The sequence below is a fragment of the Pseudoduganella lutea genome (assembly GCF_004209755.1).
GTDB classification, from domain to species: Bacteria; Pseudomonadota; Gammaproteobacteria; order Burkholderiales; family Burkholderiaceae_D; genus Rugamonas; species Rugamonas lutea.
Genome location: NZ_CP035913.1, coordinates 2,511,524 through 2,531,318, shown reverse-complemented (window position 1 = coordinate 2,531,318; position 19,795 = coordinate 2,511,524). Strand labels below are relative to the sequence as shown.

Annotated in this window: 6 protein-coding genes and 1 pseudogene; all 7 read left to right on the top strand. The window is 63.9% G+C overall.

What is annotated here, in order from left to right; genetic code table 11:
* The first annotated feature begins 75 nt into the window (after positions 1 to 75).
* Positions 76 to 1,644 (top strand): hypothetical protein, encoded by a 1,569-nt coding sequence (locus EWM63_RS10630; protein WP_130186490.1) that lies wholly within the window; start codon positions 76 to 78, stop codon positions 1,642 to 1,644.
* Positions 1,645 to 1,888: 244 nt separating this feature from the next.
* Positions 1,889 to 2,083 (top strand): YqaE/Pmp3 family membrane protein, encoded by a 195-nt coding sequence (locus tag EWM63_RS10625; protein ID WP_130186489.1) that lies wholly within the window; start codon positions 1,889 to 1,891, stop codon positions 2,081 to 2,083.
* Between the two features lie 226 nt (positions 2,084 to 2,309).
* On the top strand, positions 2,310 to 4,790 hold the full coding sequence (locus EWM63_RS10620; protein ID WP_130186488.1) for a beta strand repeat-containing protein: 2,481 nt from the start codon (positions 2,310 to 2,312) through the stop codon (positions 4,788 to 4,790).
* A gap of 225 nt (positions 4,791 to 5,015) precedes the next feature.
* Positions 5,016 to 10,265, top strand: a complete 5,250-nt coding sequence (locus EWM63_RS10615; RefSeq protein WP_165390793.1) for a calcium-binding protein — start codon at positions 5,016 to 5,018, stop codon at positions 10,263 to 10,265.
* 95 nt (positions 10,266 to 10,360) lie between these two features.
* Entirely contained in the window at positions 10,361 to 12,829 is a 2,469-nt protein-coding gene (locus EWM63_RS10610; protein WP_130186486.1) for a calcium-binding protein, read from the top strand.
* 238 nt (positions 12,830 to 13,067) lie between these two features.
* Complete coding sequence (locus EWM63_RS10605) at positions 13,068 to 18,956, top strand: calcium-binding protein (protein WP_130186485.1); 5,889 nt, start codon at positions 13,068 to 13,070, stop codon at positions 18,954 to 18,956.
* 98 nt (positions 18,957 to 19,054) lie between these two features.
* A pseudogene (locus EWM63_RS32345) lies at positions 19,055 to 19,549 on the top strand (DUF4347 domain-containing protein); the annotation flags it as partial.
* Positions 19,550 to 19,795: the final 246 nt, after the last annotated feature.

The following is a 19,795-nucleotide window of genomic DNA, read 5'->3' as shown; positions in this document are numbered from 1 at the left end:
GTTGCCAGTACAGCCCTGAAGTAGAATGCCCTTTGCCCTGCCCAATGCAAGCCCGCGACGTACCCAAGGAAGCCAATGACCAACAAGCCATCAGCAAACTTCGACACCTTCGGCCAGCCAGGCACCGGCCAGCACCGAGAACTGGGCCACTACGTTGCCAATGACGCCACCTTCCCCACGGCTTACCTGCGGGCAGTCGCCGCCATCGCCGCCTCCGACGGCATCCTCAACGTCGCCGATTTCAATGCCCTGAACGACGTGGCGGCGCTGATGAACGATTCGGCCCTGGCGCGGGTGGTGTTGCTGGAATGCGTGGAACATCCGCTGGACTGGAAAGCGGCGTTCGGCGACCTGCATGCGGCGTCTGCCGGCATCGACCAGGCCACCGCGGCGGAGGCGTTCGAGGCAGCGCGGGCGCTGTTGTCGATCCAGGGCACGCGCAGCAGGAACATGGCGCGGGATTTTGCCGAGGCACTGCGTTACCAGCTTCCCATGGGCGAGCTCGAGGCCTTCCCGACCGACGAACAAAGCCTGTGGAACAAGGTGAGCCTGGGCTCGGTGCGCCTGCTCAAGGGGCGCAAGTATGCGGATCTTGCCGACCTGTGCGTGCGTGCCACCGGCGACGTGTCGCTGGCGAATGCCGTACTTGAGGTCGAACAGGGCGCGCTGGACAAGGCGGAATTGACCCGGCGGATGACGGCGGCCTGCGCGCGCGTGAGCCAGGAGATCGCGGCGTTCAACCAGCGCATCGCGGACTATGAAACCAGCAGCGACACCGCGGTAGCCTTCCTCGAGTCCGCCCATGGGCTGCAGAAGCAGGTTGACCAGCGCCTGGCCATTGCCGATGCGCGCATTGCGTTCGAGCGTGAAACGTTCGACGAGGATTTGGAAGAAGCCATCCATGACGCGGGCAATGCCTTTGAACGCGAAGTCGTCGATCGCCTCAATACGGACCAGTGGAAGCGCGCGGCGGTGTGGGAAAGCATTGCCGCCTCCACGTTCGGCAAGGAACTCGAGCGGCGGGTGAACCGCATCATCGGCCGGCGCGAGCGCTCGCTCCAGCTGATCCATGAAGACCTGCGGCTGTTCCAGGAAGAGATGGCGCTGTCGCGCAGCACGATCCTGAAGCGCCTGCATCACACGGAATTCGCCACTGCGGCGCCTGCGCTGCGCTGGGGTACACGGCTGAAGAATGGTGCCGAAGGCGCGACCAACATGACGCTGAAGGTTGGGGGCGCGGCGGCCATCGGCACTGGCGCGGCGGCATATTTCCTGGGTGCGGCCGCGGTCATGCCGATGATCGCGCCGGTGGCGCCCATCGTTGGCGGGGCACTGCTCGTTGCCGGGGCCTTCAAGTGGATGATGAATCCGGCGGAACGCAAGCTCGAGGAAGTGGGCCACCAGCGCGAGCGGTTTGAAAAGGCGTTCCGGTTGCAGCTGGAAGCCGCGCGCAAGGATCTGGCGGCGCAGCTCGACGCCACATCACAGCAGTTCCACCAAGCCGCCGATCGCATCGTGCAGCCGGTGATTCTCGAAGCCCAGGCGGCGGACCGGCTGGCCACGCTGCACCTCAAGATGGCGCGCAGGCTGAACGACCATTCGCAGAAGGCGCTGGCGGAAATGCTCGCGGCGCTGCCCGACTGATCGCCACGACACATTACCGCTCGCCCGCTTGCGGGCTGGCGAACGCGATGTCGGCGCACACGATGTGATAATTGTTGAGTTTTCATGCAGGCCGGACGCGGTAGCATGACGATTGCCGTTCCTTGAACATTTGCGTGATTGCCGTCGCTCTGCAAGGCTTCGGTGCTTGAACAGCGCAGGTACAAGCGCCCGGACACAACAAACAATGGCCCACACAAGCGGGCCGCATCGAAAGGAAACATCCATGCGTCTCCTGATTGCCCTCATCTTTCCCTGGCTGACCTTCTTCACCATCGGGCGCCCGATCGCGGGCGTGATCTGCCTGATCCTGCAAGTGACGCTGATCGGCTGGCTCCCGGCAACGATCTGGGCCGTGTATGCGCTCAGCCAGTACAAGACCGACCAGAAGATCGAAAGCGCCCTTCGCCAGCGCAACTGACCCGCGCGTTACCGCCACGGTAAACGATGGCGTAAAAGCAGGCGACACGAGGCTTTACAAAAAGTTCCGCGTTTCAGGGCAATGCCTGGCCTGCGCGAAAGACGCGCCTCTCGTGGCGCGCTTTTTCCAATAGTTCAGTCCGATAGCTTGGTGCTCGGCAGTATCCATTCCGTGCCCGTCAGTACGCTTCCCCTTCGATTTCAATCGTTAAGGGAAGGAGTACGACATGATGGAACAGAACGGTATTTCCAGGAATGACATGCTGCCCGATCCAGCGGACGATCACGCTCGCTCGCCGGTGCCCGGCCACGAGACCGTGAACGGCTGGCTGCGCATCACAGGCACATCACATGACGACCAGCTGGCCGGCACCAATGGCAGCGACACGCTCGACGGCGGCGAAGGCGACGACACGATGGCAGGCGGGCTGGGCAACGACGAATACCACGTCGATGCCACGGGCGACGTCATCCAGGAAAACGCCGGGGGCGGGAACGACACCGTCCATGCCACGGCGAATCGCTATACCCTGAAAGCCAATGTGGAAACCCTCGTGTTCAAGGGCGCCGGGCCGTTCACCGGCATCGGCAACGCGCAGGACAATACACTCACCAGCGGCGATGGCAACGACCGCCTGGAGGGCGGGGGCGGCAACGACGCCCTGTCGGCCGGCGCCGGCAACGATACGATGCTCGGCGGCGCGGGGAACGACGGCATCACCGCCATGGCCGGCCACGACGTGTTCGATGGCGGCACCGGCATCGACACGGTATATGCGATGGCCGGCCGGGAAAATTACATGGTGCGCCGGGCCGGCGCGGATGGCCTGGTGTTCACCTCCCTTGCAAGCGGCCAGACGCTGACCGTCCACAATGTCGAGTACTTCGAGATGGGCGGCAAGTTCCATTCGCTGGAAGACTTCGTGGCCGTACTGCCGCCCGACGGGAGCGACAGCATCGTCGGCACGGGTGGCAGCGACCGGCTGGACGGCTTCGATGGCATCGATACGCTGGCCGGTGGCCTGGGCGACGATACCTACATCGTGTGGAATGCCGGCACCAGGGTTGTCGAGCTGGCCGGCGGGGGAATCGACACCGCGGAGGTGGCCTACGCCGGCAAGGCCTGGCAACTGGCCGATCACGTCGAGAACGGGTTCGCGGTCGCCGGCAAGCTCGGTATTTCCATCGATGGCAACGCCCTGAACAACGCGGTGACGGGCAATGCCGCCGCCAATGTGCTGACGGGTGGCGCCGGCAACGATACGCTCGATGGCGGCAAGGGCACCGATGTGCTGGCCGGTGGCAGCGGCGACGACACGTACTACATCGATGCGACCGGCGACACGGTCACGGAGGAAGCGGGCGAAGGCATGGATACCATCTTCACGACGCAGGCAAAGATCACGCTCGGCGCGCATGTCGAGAACGCGGGCTACCTGGGCACCTCGGCCTTCACGGCCACCGGCAACACCCTCGACAACGTGATCGACGGCGGCAGCGGCGACAACAAGATCGATGGCGGTGACGGCACCGACACCTACGTTGCGGATGGTGCCTTCGCGGAGTACACGCGCGAGCGGCCCAATGCCACCGACATCGTGCTTGCCCGGGGCGAACAGCGCATCACGCTGAAGAACATGGAGCAGGTGCGCTTCACCGATGGCGTGAAGACGGTCGCGGACATGTTCTTCAACAATGCGTCCGCCGGCAACGACACGCTGGCCGGCACCGATGGCAACGACACGCTCGATGGCCTGGGCGGCGCGGACCGGATGCGGGGCGCCAAAGGCAACGATACCTACAAGGTCGACAACGTTGGCGATACCGCCATCGAACTGGCCGGCGAAGGGTTCGATATCGTCGACATCGCGATCAAGGGCAAGGTCACCTATGTGCTGGGCACGCACGTCGAAGACGCCATCGTCACGTCGACTTCGGCGGTGAACGTGACCGGCAACGCGGCGAACAACAAGCTCACCGGGAACAACAGCGCGAACGTGCTGGCGGGCGGCGATGGCAACGACATCCTCATTGGCGGCAAGGGCAGCGACACGCTCGATGGCGGTGCCGGCAACGACGTGTATGCCGTCGACGCGGCCGGCGACACGGTGCTGGAAGCGGCAAACGGCGGCCACGACATCGTTGAAACGTCAGCCTCGAAGCACACGCTGTCGGCCAACGTGGAAGTGCTGCGCTACACGGGCAGCAGCGCGTTTACGGGGACCGGCAACGCGGGCGACAACGTCATTGCCGGTGGTGCGGGCAACGACAAGCTGGCCGGCGGTGCGGGCAGGGACACGTTCGTGATCGGCACCGGCCACGACAAGATCGCTGATTTTACGAGCGGCGTCGACAGGCTGGCAATCGACCGCGCCATCGGCAATGGCGACGACGTGATCGACGAAACTTTCACGCTGGGGGCACCCGGCGGGTTCGCGGCGGACGCCGAACTGGTCATCTTCACGCAGGCCGTGACGAGCCTGAGCGCGGCCACCGTGGCCAAGGCCATTGGCGGCGCCACCGAAGCCTATGTGCAGGGCGAAACAGTGCTGTTCGCACTGCATACGGCGACCGCCACGGGTGTTTACATGTTCACCAGCAGCGGCAACGATGCCGTCGTCGGTGCGAACGAACTGGTGCAGATCGCCACGCTGACGGGCGTGGCCACGACCGGTATTGGCGACTACGGGCTGGCGGCGCTTCCCTGATCGTTTCGCCGTGCGGCTAACAAGGGGGGCGTGATGAACGCTCCCTTTTTTTGCGCGCCCCACATGGCTTGCCCGCAAGAGAAGCCGGCTGACGATAAGGCAGCGATCGCGCCTGTTCCGTGACAATTCGAGAGATTTCCAATAATTAACTAATGTTAATATATGAAAATCTTTGCCTGCCTTTTTGAAAAAACACCGCCGTCCTGGCGGACTTCAAGGAACACTATGCACCTCATCGGTACCGACGCCCCCGACACGCTGGCGGGCGATTTTGACGCCGACACACTCTCGGGCGCGGCAGGCAACGATAGCCTGACCGGCTACGAGCACAATGACCTGCTGGATGGCGGTGACGGCGACGATTACCTGAATGGTGGCAACGGCAACGACACGCTGATCGGCGGCAATGGCCATGATACGTTGCGGGCCGGCGTGGGTTCCGACCAGCTCGATGGTGGCGCCGGCAACGACGTGATGTCGACCGGCGGGCCCGCCACCCTGTCCGGTGGAGAGGGCAATGATTTGATCAGCCTTCACTCGCTGCTGTTTGGTACCGGCATGGCCAGCATCGACGGCGGCGATGGCGAAGACACGATCGATGCATCCGGGCTGTACGCACACGAGACCACGGTCATCGCTGCCGGTGGTGCCGGCGCCGACGTCTATCTCCCGACGTTGAGCCCGTGGTCGCAACCGCTGATCGTGCTGGATTTCGCGGCGGAGGATCGGATCGGCCTGCAAACCATCCTGAAGAACGCATCCCATGGCGGTCAGCGGGTCGATCGGCCGTTCGATGCGCGGGAAGGCCTGTTCCGGTTGTTGCAGGATGGCGCCGACACACTGCTGCAATACACGGAAAGCCAACCGGGGGAGCAGCGTTATTACTCGACCCTGATCACGTTGAAGAACGTGGAAGCGGCAACGCTCACCGACAGCAACTTCGGCGGTGTACCGCTGGATGGGTCGGTTGTGCCGGGCAGCCAGCTCGTCGGCACGGCTGGCAATGACGAGATCTACGGAACGCTGCAGGCCGATACCCTGCTCGGTCTCGAAGGCGACGACTGGCTGCATGGCGCTGACGGCGATGACCTGCTGGTAGGCGGCAACGGCAACGATCACCTGAACGCGACGGCGGGGGAGGGCAATGACACGCTGGATGCAGGCGCCGGCAACGATACGATCTCCCTGTGGGGCGATGTGTATGCCAGGCGTGACACGGTGCCCATCGTGGACGCCGGAAGCGGCGACGACCTGATCGTATACTCGGGATACTACCGCAACAACATCACGGCAATCGTCACTGGCGGCGCCGGCATCGATACCTACGACTTCGATAGCCTGCAGTACCAGCTCGACGTGGTCATCCAGACGATCACCGATTTCGCGACAGGGGCCGGAGGCGACCGGATTGCACTGATGCCTTTCCTCTACGGTAACGGATTCGGTCCGGAATCGCCCGGCGGTAATCCGTTTACCACAGGTGAAATCGTGCTGGTGCAGGACGGCGCGGACACGCTGCTGCTGTCCGCGCGGAACGTGGGCGACAATCTCTTCACCTGGCTTCGGCTGCTGAACGTGAACGTTGCCGACCTGACCACGGACAATTTTGTGGAGGGCATCGACCCTCGCGGAGGCGACGTTGCAGGCGAACTGCTCACCGAAAGCGAACTGGCAGGCGGCCGCTTCGACGATACCATCGAAGGCACCGGCAGGCTGTTCGGCGAAGGGGGAAATGACTTGCTGCGCGTGCCGGCCGGGAGCACGGAGCCGGCCATGCTGTCGGGCGGTGGCGGCAACGATACGCTGCTCGGCGGCGCCGGAGACGACAGGCTGAATGGCGATTTCGGCCGCAACAGCGTGAGCGGCGGCGACGGCAACGATACGATCCGGTCCGTATCCGACCAGGCGGAGACATTGAGCGGTGGCGCGGGCGACGACCTGTTCGAGCTTGGCTCCGCCCGCGGCACCATTGCCGACGGCGGAGCGGGTGACGACGCGTTCAATCTGACGATCGGACCCGAGGAGAATGTCACGTTGCAGGGCGGCTCTGGCCGCGATACGTACGTGCTCGTCACCTTGCCGACCGGCGGCCAGGTCACGGTGCGCGATTTCACCGCCGGGGCAGGCGGCGACACGATCGATATGCTCGCAGCGCTGGGCGAGGCCCAGGTGGGCGGCAGCTATGGCGGCGACAACCCGTTTGCCAGCGGGTACCTGCGCCTGGTGCAGGATGGTGCCGACACGCTGCTGCAATGGGACCCCGATGGCAATGGCACCGACCATGCGTGGAGCACCTGGTTCCGGTTGCAGGATGTGGACCGGGCATCGCTGGTGGCGGAAAACCTCGCAGGCGGTATCGCGCCGGACGGCAGTGCGCTGCCTGTCCAGACCATCACGGGGAGTACGGGGCCGGAATCTCTGTTCGGTACCATATTCCACGACATCATCAACGGCGCAGGCGGCCGCGACATCCTTTATGGCAGCGGCGGCGACGATCTGTTGCAATCGGGCCAGGGCGACACCGAAGGCGACTGGCTGGCGGGAGGCCTCGGCAACGACACGCTGCAAGGGGGCGATGGCGACGATGTGCTGCGGGGGGAGGAGGGCAACGATACCCTGGCCGGTGGGGTCGGGGCGAACACGCTTGAAGGCGGCATGGGAGACGATGTCTATATCGTGGTCGACGCCAGGGATATCATCAATGATCGGTTCAGCGATGACCAGGATACAGTGCTGACGGGTCTCGCCGGAATCACCATCAGGTCAAGCGTCGAAATCCTGCGCTACACGGGAACGGGAACGTTCCATGGCACAGGTAATGACCTTGCCAATACCCTGGCGGCAGGAGCCGCCGCGAATGCCACGCTGGAAGGCGCGGGCGGCGACGATCTGCTGGTCGCGGGAGCGGGCGACCGGCTGCTGGATGGCGGCGCTGGCGACGACACGGCGGTACTGGCCGATGGCGCCGCGGCCTATTCCATCGCGCGATCAGGCGCCGGCATCCGGCTGTCGCATGCCACCACCGGCGAGGTCATCCTCCTGCGCGACGTCGAGTGCCTTCGTTTCGAAGCGCCGGGCGCCGCGCCATGGACCACCACCGTGACGGCGCTGCTGCCCATGACGGGTGGTCCCGGGAGCGACGTATTGACCGGGACGTCGCAGGGCGATTTCCTCTCCGGGCTTGCCGGGAACGACAGGATCAATGCCGGCGCCGGCAATGACACGCTGGACGGTGGCTTGGGCAACGACACGCTGGCGGGCGGCACCGGCGACGATACGTACATCGTCGACAGCGCCAGGGATACCGTGAGCGAACTGGCCGGCCAGGGCGCCGACACGGTGCAGACGAGCCTCGCGCGCTACACGCTGGGCGCCAATCTTGAAGACCTGCGCTACAGTGGCAGCGCCGCATTCGCCGGCACTGGCAACGCGGAGGCCAACCGCATCGCCGGTAGCCTGCGCAATGACAGCCTGTCCGGCCTGGCCGGCAGCGACACGCTGGCCGGCAACGGCGGCAACGACACGCTCGATGGCGGCGCGGGCGACGACACTGCGACCGTGCTGGGCAAGCGTGCCAGTTATACGATCTCGCGCCCGGCCGCGACGGACGTGGTGCTGGCGCGTGACGGCGAGACGATCACGTTGCGCGGTATCGAGCACGTGGCGTTCAGCGATGAAACGCTGACTGTCGCTACGATCGTCGGCAATACGCCGAGCCCGCTTGCCGATGTGCTGACCGGTACGCCTGGCAACGACAGCCTCGACGGCCTGGCCGGTGCCGACCAGCTGGGCGGCGGCAAGGGCGATGACATCTACGTGATCGACAACGTGGCCGACACGATCTTGGAGAAGACAGGCGAAGGCCACGACACGGTGCAGGTGGCGCTGGCAAAGGGCACATACGTACTGGCGGCCAACGTCGAAGATGCAAAGGTCACTTCCACCGGCGCGGCCGGCATCACCGGCAACGACCTGGCCAACGAGCTGGCCGGCAACGGCGCCGCGAATGCACTGAGCGGCGGTGGTGGCAACGACACGCTCGATGGCGGCAAGGGCAGCGATGCGCTTTTCGGCGGTACTGGCGACGACACGTATGTCGTCGATGCTGCCGGCGACAAGGTCACCGAACTGGCTGACCAGGGTACCGACACCGTCAGCACCGCACTGGTGAAATACACGCTGGGCGCCCATCTGGAAAATCTCGCGTACACCGGCACCACCGCTTTCGCCGGCACCGGCAACGCCCTCGACAACGTGATCGTCGCCGGCGTCGGCAACGACACGATCGACGGCGCGGCCGGCACGGACCGGTATGTAATCGAGGGCAAGTTCGCCGACTTCCAGCGCCAGAGCCCGAACGATAAAGATCTCGTGCTGGTGAGAGGCACACAGAAAATCACGCTGCGCAATATCGAAGAAGTAGAGTTCAGCGACGGCGTCAAGGCGCTGGCGCAGCTCCAGGTCAACGTGGCATCGCAGGGCAACGACACGCTCAGTGGCACTGCTGGCGACGACCAGATGAACGGCCTGGCCGGTGCCGACCAGCTCACGGGCGGCAAAGGCGACGACACGTACTTCCTCGACAGCGCGGGCGACACCGTCATCGAATTCATCAATGGTGGTATCGACACCCTCAACATCGGTATTGCGGCCAAGATGACGTACACGCTGGGCGAACACATCGAGAACGCGACGATCACGTCGACCGCGACGATCCACCTGGTGGGCAACGGCGAAGACAACACGCTGACCGGCAACGCCGCCGCCAACGCGCTGGCCGGCGGTGCGGGCAACGACACCCTCGCAGGCGGCAAGGGCAACGACACGCTCGAAGGCGGCGCAGGAAATGACTTCTATTCCGTCGACGCGGCCGGCGACAAGATCATCGAAGCGGCCAATGGCGGCTATGACATCGTGGAAACGACAGTGACGAAACATACGCTGGTGGCGAACGTGGAGGAACTGCGCTTCACGGGCAAGGAGGCATTTACCGGCATCGGCAATGCGGAAGACAACGTGATCGTCGGCGGCGCTGGCAACGACAAACTGACCGGCGGCGCTGGCGTCGACACGTTCGTGATCGGCGCCGGCAACGACACCATCACGGACTTCGCCCTCGGCATCGACCATCTTGCCATCACGCGCAAGATCGGCAACGGCGACCTGGTCATCGACGACGTGGCAACCCACGGCGTGACGGGCGGCTTCTCGTCCGATGCCGAGCTGGTGATCTTCACGCAAAACGTGTCGAGCCTGTCGACGACCAATGCGGCCAAGGCCGTCGGCAGCGCGACCGGAGGCTATGGGCTTGGCGACACGGCGCTGTTCGCGCTGCACAGCGGCAGCACCACGGCTGTCTACCTGTTCACCAGCAGCGGCAACGATGCGGTGGTCAGCGCAGGTGAACTGGCGCAGATCGCCACGTTGACCGGCGTGGCGTCGGTGACGGTCACCGACTTCGGGCTGCTGGCATGACCTGCAACGACGCCCGGTTTCCCGGCATGATCAACTTGTATGTGTGTTTTTCCGACCCGCACGATTAAAAAAAACTTAGAAAAGAAAATTATCAAATGGCAGAACTTAACGGTACCAATTCGAACGACACCCTGGTGGGCACCGCCGGCGATGACACGCTGTCGGGGGGCAATGGCAACGACCTGCTGCGGCCTGGCAGCGGCAACAACGAGATCGATGGCGGTGCCGGCATCGACACGATGGCAGGGCTGGGGGACTTCAGCGATTACACTGTCTATCGCCAGAGCACGACCAGCGTGTTTTTCAGCAGCTACAAACACCTGACGCTGTATTCGGTCAGTAACGTCGAATATTTCGCCTTCGCCGATGGCGTTCACACGCTGGCCGAACTGGTGGGCATCGCCGGCACGGCACGCAACGATATGCTCAACGGCACAGCCGGCAACGATACCCTCGACGGAGCCGCCGGCAATGACACGATGCGCGGCGGGAGCGGTAACGACGAGTACCATGTCGATTCGTCTGGCGACGTCGTCCAGGAATCGGCCAATGGCGGCACCGACAGAATCTATTCCAGCGCCAGTTACTACAAGATGCCGGCCAATGTGGAAGGATTGAGCTTCAGTGCATCGGGGGCGTTCACCGCCATCGGCAATGCGCTGGACAATGGCATCTCGACCGGCGACGGCAACGACTACGTGGACGGCGGCGCCGGCAACGACTCCTTCTACACCGGCTATGGCGACGACACGATGTTCGGCGGCGCCGGCAACGACGGTATTTCTGCCTCCAGCGGTGACGACCTGTTCGATGGCGGCGCCGGGACGGATTCCGTGTACATGATGGCTGCACGGGAAAACTACATCGTTCGCCGTGCCGGCGAGAACGGGCTCGCCTTCACCTATATCGGCGAAGGCGCGGGCGATGGCGGCCGGACACTGACGGTCTACGACGTCGAGAATTTCTACATGTACGGCGTCCTGCATACGCTGGCGGAGTTCCAGGCCGAACTGCCGCCCGATGGCAGCGACAGCATCGACGGCACCGATGGCAACGACACGCTGGATGGCTACGACGGCATCGATACGCTGACCGGCGGCGCCGGTGACGACACCTATGTCGTGCGCCGCACGGGGACCCTGGTGGTGGAAAACGATGGCGAAGGCATCGATACGGCGAAAATCGCCTACGCCGGCGCGGCATGGCACCTGGCAGACTTCGTCGAGAATGGCGTGGCGCTGGCGGGCAAGCTCGCCGTTGCCATCGACGGCAATGCGCTGGACAACGTGTTGACCGGCAATGATGGCAACAACACGCTGACCGGCAATGCCGGCAACGACACGCTCATCGGTGGCAACGGCAGCGACGTGCTGGCCGGCGGCAGCGGCGACGATACGTACCATGTCGATGTCGCAGGCGACAAGGTGGTCGAACTGGCCAATGCCGGCAAGGACACCGTCATCACCGCGCTGGCGAAATACGCGCTGGCGGCCAATGTCGAGAATGTGAAGTACACCGGCAGCGCCGCCTTCGCCGGCACCGGTAATGCGCTCGACAACGTGATCGACGGCGGCGATGCCACGACGAGCCAGGCCATCGACGGCGCGGCCGGGAGTGACACGTATGTCGCAGCGGGCGCCTATGCCGATTACCAGCGCCAGCTCTCCGCCGCGAACGACCTGGTGCTCGTCAAGGGCACGCAATCGATCACGCTGAAGAACATCGAGCAGGTCGAGTTCAGCGACGGCGTGAAGTCGCTGGCCGAGCTGACCCTCAATGTGGCCTCGGCCCGCAACGATACGCTGACCGGCACCGATGGCAACGATACGCTCGATGGCCTGGCCGGCGCCGACAGCCTGCTCGGCGGCGACGGCAACGACACCCTCGTCGGCGGCAAGGGCAACGACACCCTCGACGGCGGCGCCGGTAACGACGTGTATTCCATCGACGCGGCGGGCGACAAGGTGCTCGAAGCAGCGGATGGCGGCTATGACATCGTCGAGACGACCGTGGCGAAAATCACGTTGGCGGCGAACGTGGAGGAACTGCGCTTTACGGGCAAGGTTGCGTTTACCGGCATCGGCAACGACCTCGATAACGTCATCGCTGGCAGCACCGGCAACGACAAGCTGACCGGCGGGCTCGGTGCCGATGGATTCGTGCTCGGCGCGGGCAACGACACCATCACCGACTTCGCCAGCGGCGTTGACCATCTCGTTGTCACCCGCAAGGTCGGCAATGGCGATGACGTCATCGACGATGCGGCAATCCAGGGCGTCACGGGCGGTTTCGCTTCCGATGCGGAACTGGTGATCTTCTCGCAGAAGGTCGCGAGCCTGACGACGACCAGTGCGGCCAAGGCGATCGGCAGTGCCGCCGAAGCCTATGCAACAGGCGAGACCGCGCTGTTCGCGCTGCACACGGCCAGCACCACGGCCGTGTACCTGTTCACCAGCAAGGGTAACGATGCCGTCGTCAGTGCGAACGAGCTGGTGCAGATCGCCACGCTGACCGGCGTGGTGACGACCGGCATCGATGACTACGGCTTCGCCACGCTGTCCTGATAGCGCGCTGGTAACCGAAAAAGTGGCGTAACGAACGCCACTTTTTTTTCGCCGTTGCGCGGGCACCCCGATGACTTGCAGATGCATATCGAGGTTGCTAAAAAAATACGTGCTGTATAAGTTTTGAAAATTTATTCTCTTGCATAATGTGTTGCTTCTTGCATGGTAATCTTGAAATTTTGCAACGCGTTCCAGAGAACGCCGCGCCGCGCGACGAGCGGCCACCAGAGGACATTTCATGGAAATTTTTGGCACGCGGAACAACGACACGCTGATCGGCACGGACGGCAACGACACGATTTCTGGCTTTGACGGGCTGGACAGTATTCGCGGCGGGGCCGGCAATGACCAGATCCGCTTCCATCCCTGGGTAACCGATTTGACCGGTACCGTGGTGGCACAGGGTGACGCAGGGGACGACGAGTTCATCTTCGGGGAATACGATACCCGCGCGTTCCGGCTCAGCGGGGGCGAAGGCGTTGACACCTTCCGATTGCATTGGTTCACGTCCGCTATCGAGATCCTGGATTTCAAGGCGGGCGCGGGTGGTGATCGCATCGATACAAGCACCTACATCGAACGGTTTTACTGGAACTTCAACGGCATCAATCCGATGGGCGGTACGGCGCCATTGCTGCGGCTGGTCCAACGCGGCGCCGATACGCTGCTGCAATACGATTACGACAGTGCCGCCATGCCAAATTTCGTGACGGTGGTGACGCTGAAGAACGTGCAGGTCACGCAGCTGACGGTCGCCAATTTTCTCGAAGCCGACCCGAGCGGTGCGCAGGTGGCCGGGAAACTGATCACGCAAGCCGGCGCCGATGGCAAATGGAACAGCGGCTACTACGCGGACACCATCATCGGTTCCGAACGCGGCGATTGGATAACGGGTTCCTTGGGCGACGACTATCTCGAAGGGAACGGCGGCGACGACAGCCTGAAGGGCGATGCGGGCAACGATACGTTGCGCGGCGGCGACGGCAACGACCAACTCGAAGCCACCGGCGGGCACGATGAACTGTACGGCGGCGCGGGCAATGACTCGATAGTGAACTACTATGGCAGCCACCTGCTGGACGGTGGTGAAGGCAATGATTCCTTCTCGCTGAACTATTCGATACGGGACACGACGCTGCGCGGCGGCGACGGTAACGACCGGGTGTCCGGGGTGGCCAGCAACGAAGAGGCGTTGCTGCTGGTCGACCTGGGCGCCGGTGACGATTTCGTCAAGCTGTACGTCAACCATGCACAACTGGTCATCACGGGCGGCAGCGGGGTCGACAGCTACGAGCTGATGATCGGCTCCGACAACGGCAGCGGCAGCGCCACCATCACTGACTTTGCGGCCGGTGCGGGCGGCGACCGGCTGGTGCTGCGCGACTATATCCAGCGAATCCACGGGCGGCCGGACTACGAAGCCGGCAATCCCTTCGATGCACAGCTCGGCTACTTGAGGGCGGTGCAGGAAGGTGCCGATACGCTGGTCCAGTACGACGCCGATGGCGCAGCTCTGGGCGACAGGGGCTGGGAGACGATCGCGCGGCTACAGACCGTCGACGCGGCGCAGCTGACGGCCCACAACATGGGGGACCCGCTCGGGTATGCGCCAGGTGGCGGCATGCCTGCCGGTCAATTGCTGACAGCCGTGTATAACATCGACCTGTACGGCGGGCATGGTGACGATACGCTGCAGGGAACCGGGAATTCCGACGAACTCAATGGGGGCGCCGGCAATGATGTACTTTACAGTGGCGACGCTGAAAGCCGGTACCTGGAGCGCGGCGACGAGATGGATGGCGACATCGGCAACGATACGGTCATCGGCGGCGGGAACAATGACACCTTGGACGGCGGCCGGGGCAATGACGACCTGGACGGCGGCGGTAACAACGACAGCATCGAAGGTGAAGACGGCGACGACATCATCCGCGTCAGCGCGGGAGAAGACAGCATCGCTGGCGGCGACGGCATCGATACGGTCTACTTTGGCAACAATTTCGCGGATTACCGGATCGAACGCGTCCATGCCGGCATTGCGCTGCACGACGACGTTCGAGGCGTGCATGCCTTCCTGTACAGCGTCGAAACGCTGGTCTTTGCCGATGCCACCCGGGCGTTTGCCGACCTGATGCGTGTCAGCGGCACGGCCGGCAACGATGCGCTGCTGGGCAGCGCGTTTGGCGACACGATCGACGGCGGACAGGGCAACGATACGATGACGGGCCTCGGCGGCTACGATGAATATGTCGTTGATTCGGCCGGTGACAGGATCGTCGAAGAGGCAGGCGGTGGCGTCGATACGATCCACTTGACGACCTCCCTGGGCAATTATCGGATCCCCGATGAAGTGGAGCGGCTGGTACTGGAGATCGGCGATGCTGCGATCGACGTCGTCGGCAACGGCAGCGACAACACGATCGATGGCACTGACGCCGTCAATGCCATCGACGGCGGCGCGGGCAACGATACGCTGTCCGGCGCTGGTGGCAACGACGGCTTGCAGGGCGAAGCGGGCGACGACGACCTCGATGGCGGCAGCGGCAACGACACGCTGCTGGGCGGCGCCGGCGACGACGAGCTGTCGGGCGATGGCGGCATCGATTCGATGGTCGGCGGTACCGGCGACGATATTTACGTCATCGACGTTGTCGCCGATATCGTGGTCGAAACAGCGAATGGCGGTGTCGACCGCATCTATACGTGGCTGGAAAGTTTCGTACTGCCGGAGAACTTCGAAACCCTCGGGTATTGGGGCGATGCCGCATTCCACGGTACCGGCAACGCGGCAGACAATACCTTGTATGGATACGGTAACAACGACACGCTCGACGGCGCCGCCGGCGCCGACACGATGGACGGCGCATGGGGCGACGACCTGTACCTGGTCGACAATGTCGGCGACACCGTCGAGGAATCGTCGAACTGGGGGTTCGATACCGTGATGATCGGCCTGGCGGGCGCCGGAACCTGGCGCATGGGCGACCACGTCGAGCGCGCGATCGTGACAGGAAGCCTGGCCGTGAACGTGACAGGTGGCGACACGGAAAACGAATTACGCGGAAATGGCGCGGCCAACATCCTGGTGGGGCATGGCGGCGACGATACGCTCAATGGCGGCGGCGGTAGCGACACGCTGGACGGCGGGTACGGCGACGACATCTTCATCGTTGACGCTGCGGGCGACATGGTCATCGAAATGTATGACCAAGGAACGGATCGTGTCGTGACCACGCTGGGCAACTACGCCTTGTCCGAGCACCTGGAGGATCTTGCTTATGCCGGTAGCGCGTCGTTTGCCGGCAAGGGCAATGCCGCGGCCAATCTGCTCACGGGCGGCGCCGGCAACGATACCCTGGCCGGCGGTGCCGGCAAGGACACGCTGGCTGGCATGGCCGGCAACGACACGCTCGACGGCGGCGCGGGTGAAGACCGTGCCTGGGTGGGCGGAGCGTTCGCGGACTACACCCGCAAGCGCGAAGGCGGCGATACGGTGCTGGTGCATGCATCGACCGGCGACCGGACCGTGCTGCGCGATATCGAATGGGTGCAGTTCGCCGATGGCACGCGCCCGATCGACGCCCTGCAGGATGGCATCATCGGCAACGGTGCGGACGTTTTGAACGGAACGGCCGGTGCCGACCGGCTCGATGGCGACGGCGGTGCCGATACGATGGCGGGCGGCGCGGGCAACGATACCTATGTTGTCGACGTCGCTGGCGACGTGATCGTCGAGGCTGCCGACGCGGGACGCGACATGGTGGAGGTCGGGCTAGGCAACGGCACTTACACGCTGGCGGCGAACGTCGAAGACGCAACGATCATGTCCAGCGGCGCGGCCGGCATCACGGGCAACGATCTGGCAAATGCGCTGACCGGCAACGGCGCCGCGAATGCGCTGACTGGCGGTGCCGGCAACGACACGCTCGATGGCGGCAAGGGCAACGATGCGCTCGCCGGTGGCAGCGGCGATGACGTGTACCACGTCGATGCGACCGGCGACAAAGTCACCGAGTCGGCCGATGGCGGCACCGATACCGTCATCACCACGCTGGCAAAGTACACGCTGGGCGCCAATGTCGAAAACGTGACATACACGGGCACCGGCGCTTTCGCCGCTGCCGGCAACGCGCTCGGCAACGTGATCGTGGGCGGGAAAGGCAACGATACGGTCGACGGCGCGGCTGGCATCGATACCTACGTGGCAACTGGCGCGTTCGGCGAATACAGTCGCCAGCGCCCGAACGCGACCGACCTCGTACTCATAAAAGGCGACCAGACGATCACGCTGAAGAACGTTGAGACAGTCCGGTTCAGCGACGGTGTGAAAACGCAGGCCGAGCTGTTCGTCAATGTCGCGTCGGTCGCCAACGACACGTTGTCAGGCACGGACGGCAACGACAGCATGAACGGCCTGGCCGGCGCGGACCAGATGAGCGGCGGGCTGGGGAACGATCTCTACGTGGTCGACAATATCGGCGACCGTATCGTCGAGAATGCTGGCGCGGGGCGCGATAGCGTGCAGGTGGCACTGGCCAGGGGCACCTATGTGCTGGCGGCGAATGTCGAGGACGCGGTAGTGACGTCCACCGGCGCGGTCGGCATCACCGGCAACGACCTGGCCAACGAGCTGGCCGGCAACGGCGCCGCGAATGCACTGAGCGGCGGTGGTGGCAACGACACGCTCGATGGCGGCAAGGGCAGCGATGCGCTCGTCGGCGGTACTGGCGACGACACGTATGTCGTCGATGCTGCGGGCGACAAGGTCACCGAACTGGCTGACCAGGGTACCGACACCGTCAGTACCACGCTGGTGAAATACACGCTGGGCGCCCATCTGGAAAATCTCGCGTACACCGGCACCAGCGCTTTCGCCGGCACCGGCAATGCGCTCGACAACGTGATCACGGCCGGCGTCGGCAACGACACGATCGACGGCGCCGCCGGCACGGACCGGTACGTGATACAGGGCGATCTTGCTGACTTCCAGCGCCAGAGCCCGAGCGATAAAGATCTCGTGCTGGTGAAAGGCACGCAGAAGATCACGCTCAGGAATATCGAAGAGGTGGAGTTCAGCGATGGCGTGAAGTCGATCGACCAGCTCCGGGTCAACGTGGCATCGCAGGGCAACGACACGCTCACCGGTACCGCTGGCGACGACGAGATGAATGGCCTGGCCGGCGCCGACCAGCTCACGGGCGGCAAGGGCGACGACACGTATTTCCTCGATAACGTGGATGACACTGTCGTCGAACTGGCTAACCAGGGCATCGACACCGTCAACATCGGCATTTCGGCAAAGATAACGTACACGCTGGGCGAGCACATCGAGCACGCGGCGATCATGTCCACGGCTGCGATCAACATCATCGGCAATACCGAAGACAACACGCTGACCGGCAATGCGGCCGCCAACGCGCTGACCGGCGGTGCGGGCAACGACACCCTCATCGGCGGCAAGGGCAACGACACGCTCGATGGTGGCGCCGGCAACGATTTCTATTCGGTCGATGCGACGGGCGACAAGGTGCAGGAAGAGGCCAATGGCGGCTATGACATCGTCGAGACGACCGTGGCGAAAACCACGCTGGCGGCGAATGTGGAAGAACTGCGGTTCACGGGCAAGGGTGCCTTTACCGGCATCGGTAATAACCTCGACAACGTGATCATCGGCGGCGCCGGCAGCGACAAGCTGACCGGCGGACTGGGTGCGGACACGTTCGTGATCGGCGCGGGCAACGACACGATCACCGATTTCGCCAGCGGCACCGACCATCTCGTCATCGCACGCAAGATCGGCGATGGCGATCTGATCATCGAACAAGTGGCGACACCCGGCGCTGCGGGCAGCTTCTCGTCCAAAGCGGAGCTGGTGCTGTTCACGCAAAACGTGACCAGCCTGTCGGCAACCAACGCGGCCAAGGCGATCGGCAGCGCCACCGAAGCCTATGGGCTGGGCGACACGGCACTGTTCGCGCTGCATACCGCCGGCACCACAGCGGTGTACCTGTTCACCAGCAGCGGCAACGATGCGGTGGTAAGCAAGGGGGAACTGCAGCAAATTGCCACGCTGACGGGTGTGCCGTCCCTCGGCATCGGCGATTTCCAGATGGGCGATATGGGCTAGCAACGTATTCCGGGGATTGCTGGGAAGATAAACGAAGTTAAGTTTGTGACATTGTGTGAGATTTCCAATCTTTAACATATGTTACGATTCGTAACTTTGTGCGGCAGGTTTCCGCCGCTGTTCGAATCTTCCAGCCAATCCCCGTGACCACCTCTCTCCTGATCCTCGACAGCCGCGTGGCGGCCAGCTACGTCCCCACCTCCGTGCCCACTGGCATGCGCCTGGTGATCCTCGATCCCGCTGTCGATGGCCTCGAACAGGTCGCAGCCGCCGTGGCGGGCGAGCAGACCCTGGCCGCGATCCACATCGTGTCGCACGGCGCGCCGGGAATCCTGCAACTGGGCGGTACGGAAGTCTCGCTGGCCACGCTTGCCGGCGCCGCTGGCCCACTGGCGCGCATCGGCGCATCGCTGGCATCGGATGGCGACCTGCTGCTCTACGGCTGCAATGTGGGAGAGAGTGAGGCAGGTGCGGCGTTCCTTGCCACGCTGGCCGGGCTGACGGGGGCCGACGTGGCGGCTTCCACCGACCTGAGCGGCCCGACCGCTGCGGGCGGCAACTGGGCGCTGGAACGTGGCACGGGAACGATCGAAGCGAGGACGCTGGCCGATGATGGTTTCGGTACGCTGGCACTGGTGACCGGCACCACGGACGATGACGTCCTGGGGGGACCGATGGCAACGATTCCCTTCGCGGCGGCGGCGGCAACGATCGGCTCTATGCGAACCAGGGCAGCGACACGCTCGATGGTGGCGAAGGCAACGATACCCTGACCGTCTACTATCCTTACGATGGCAGCGCCTCGCTGATCGGCGGTAACGGCAACGATACCTTCCTGA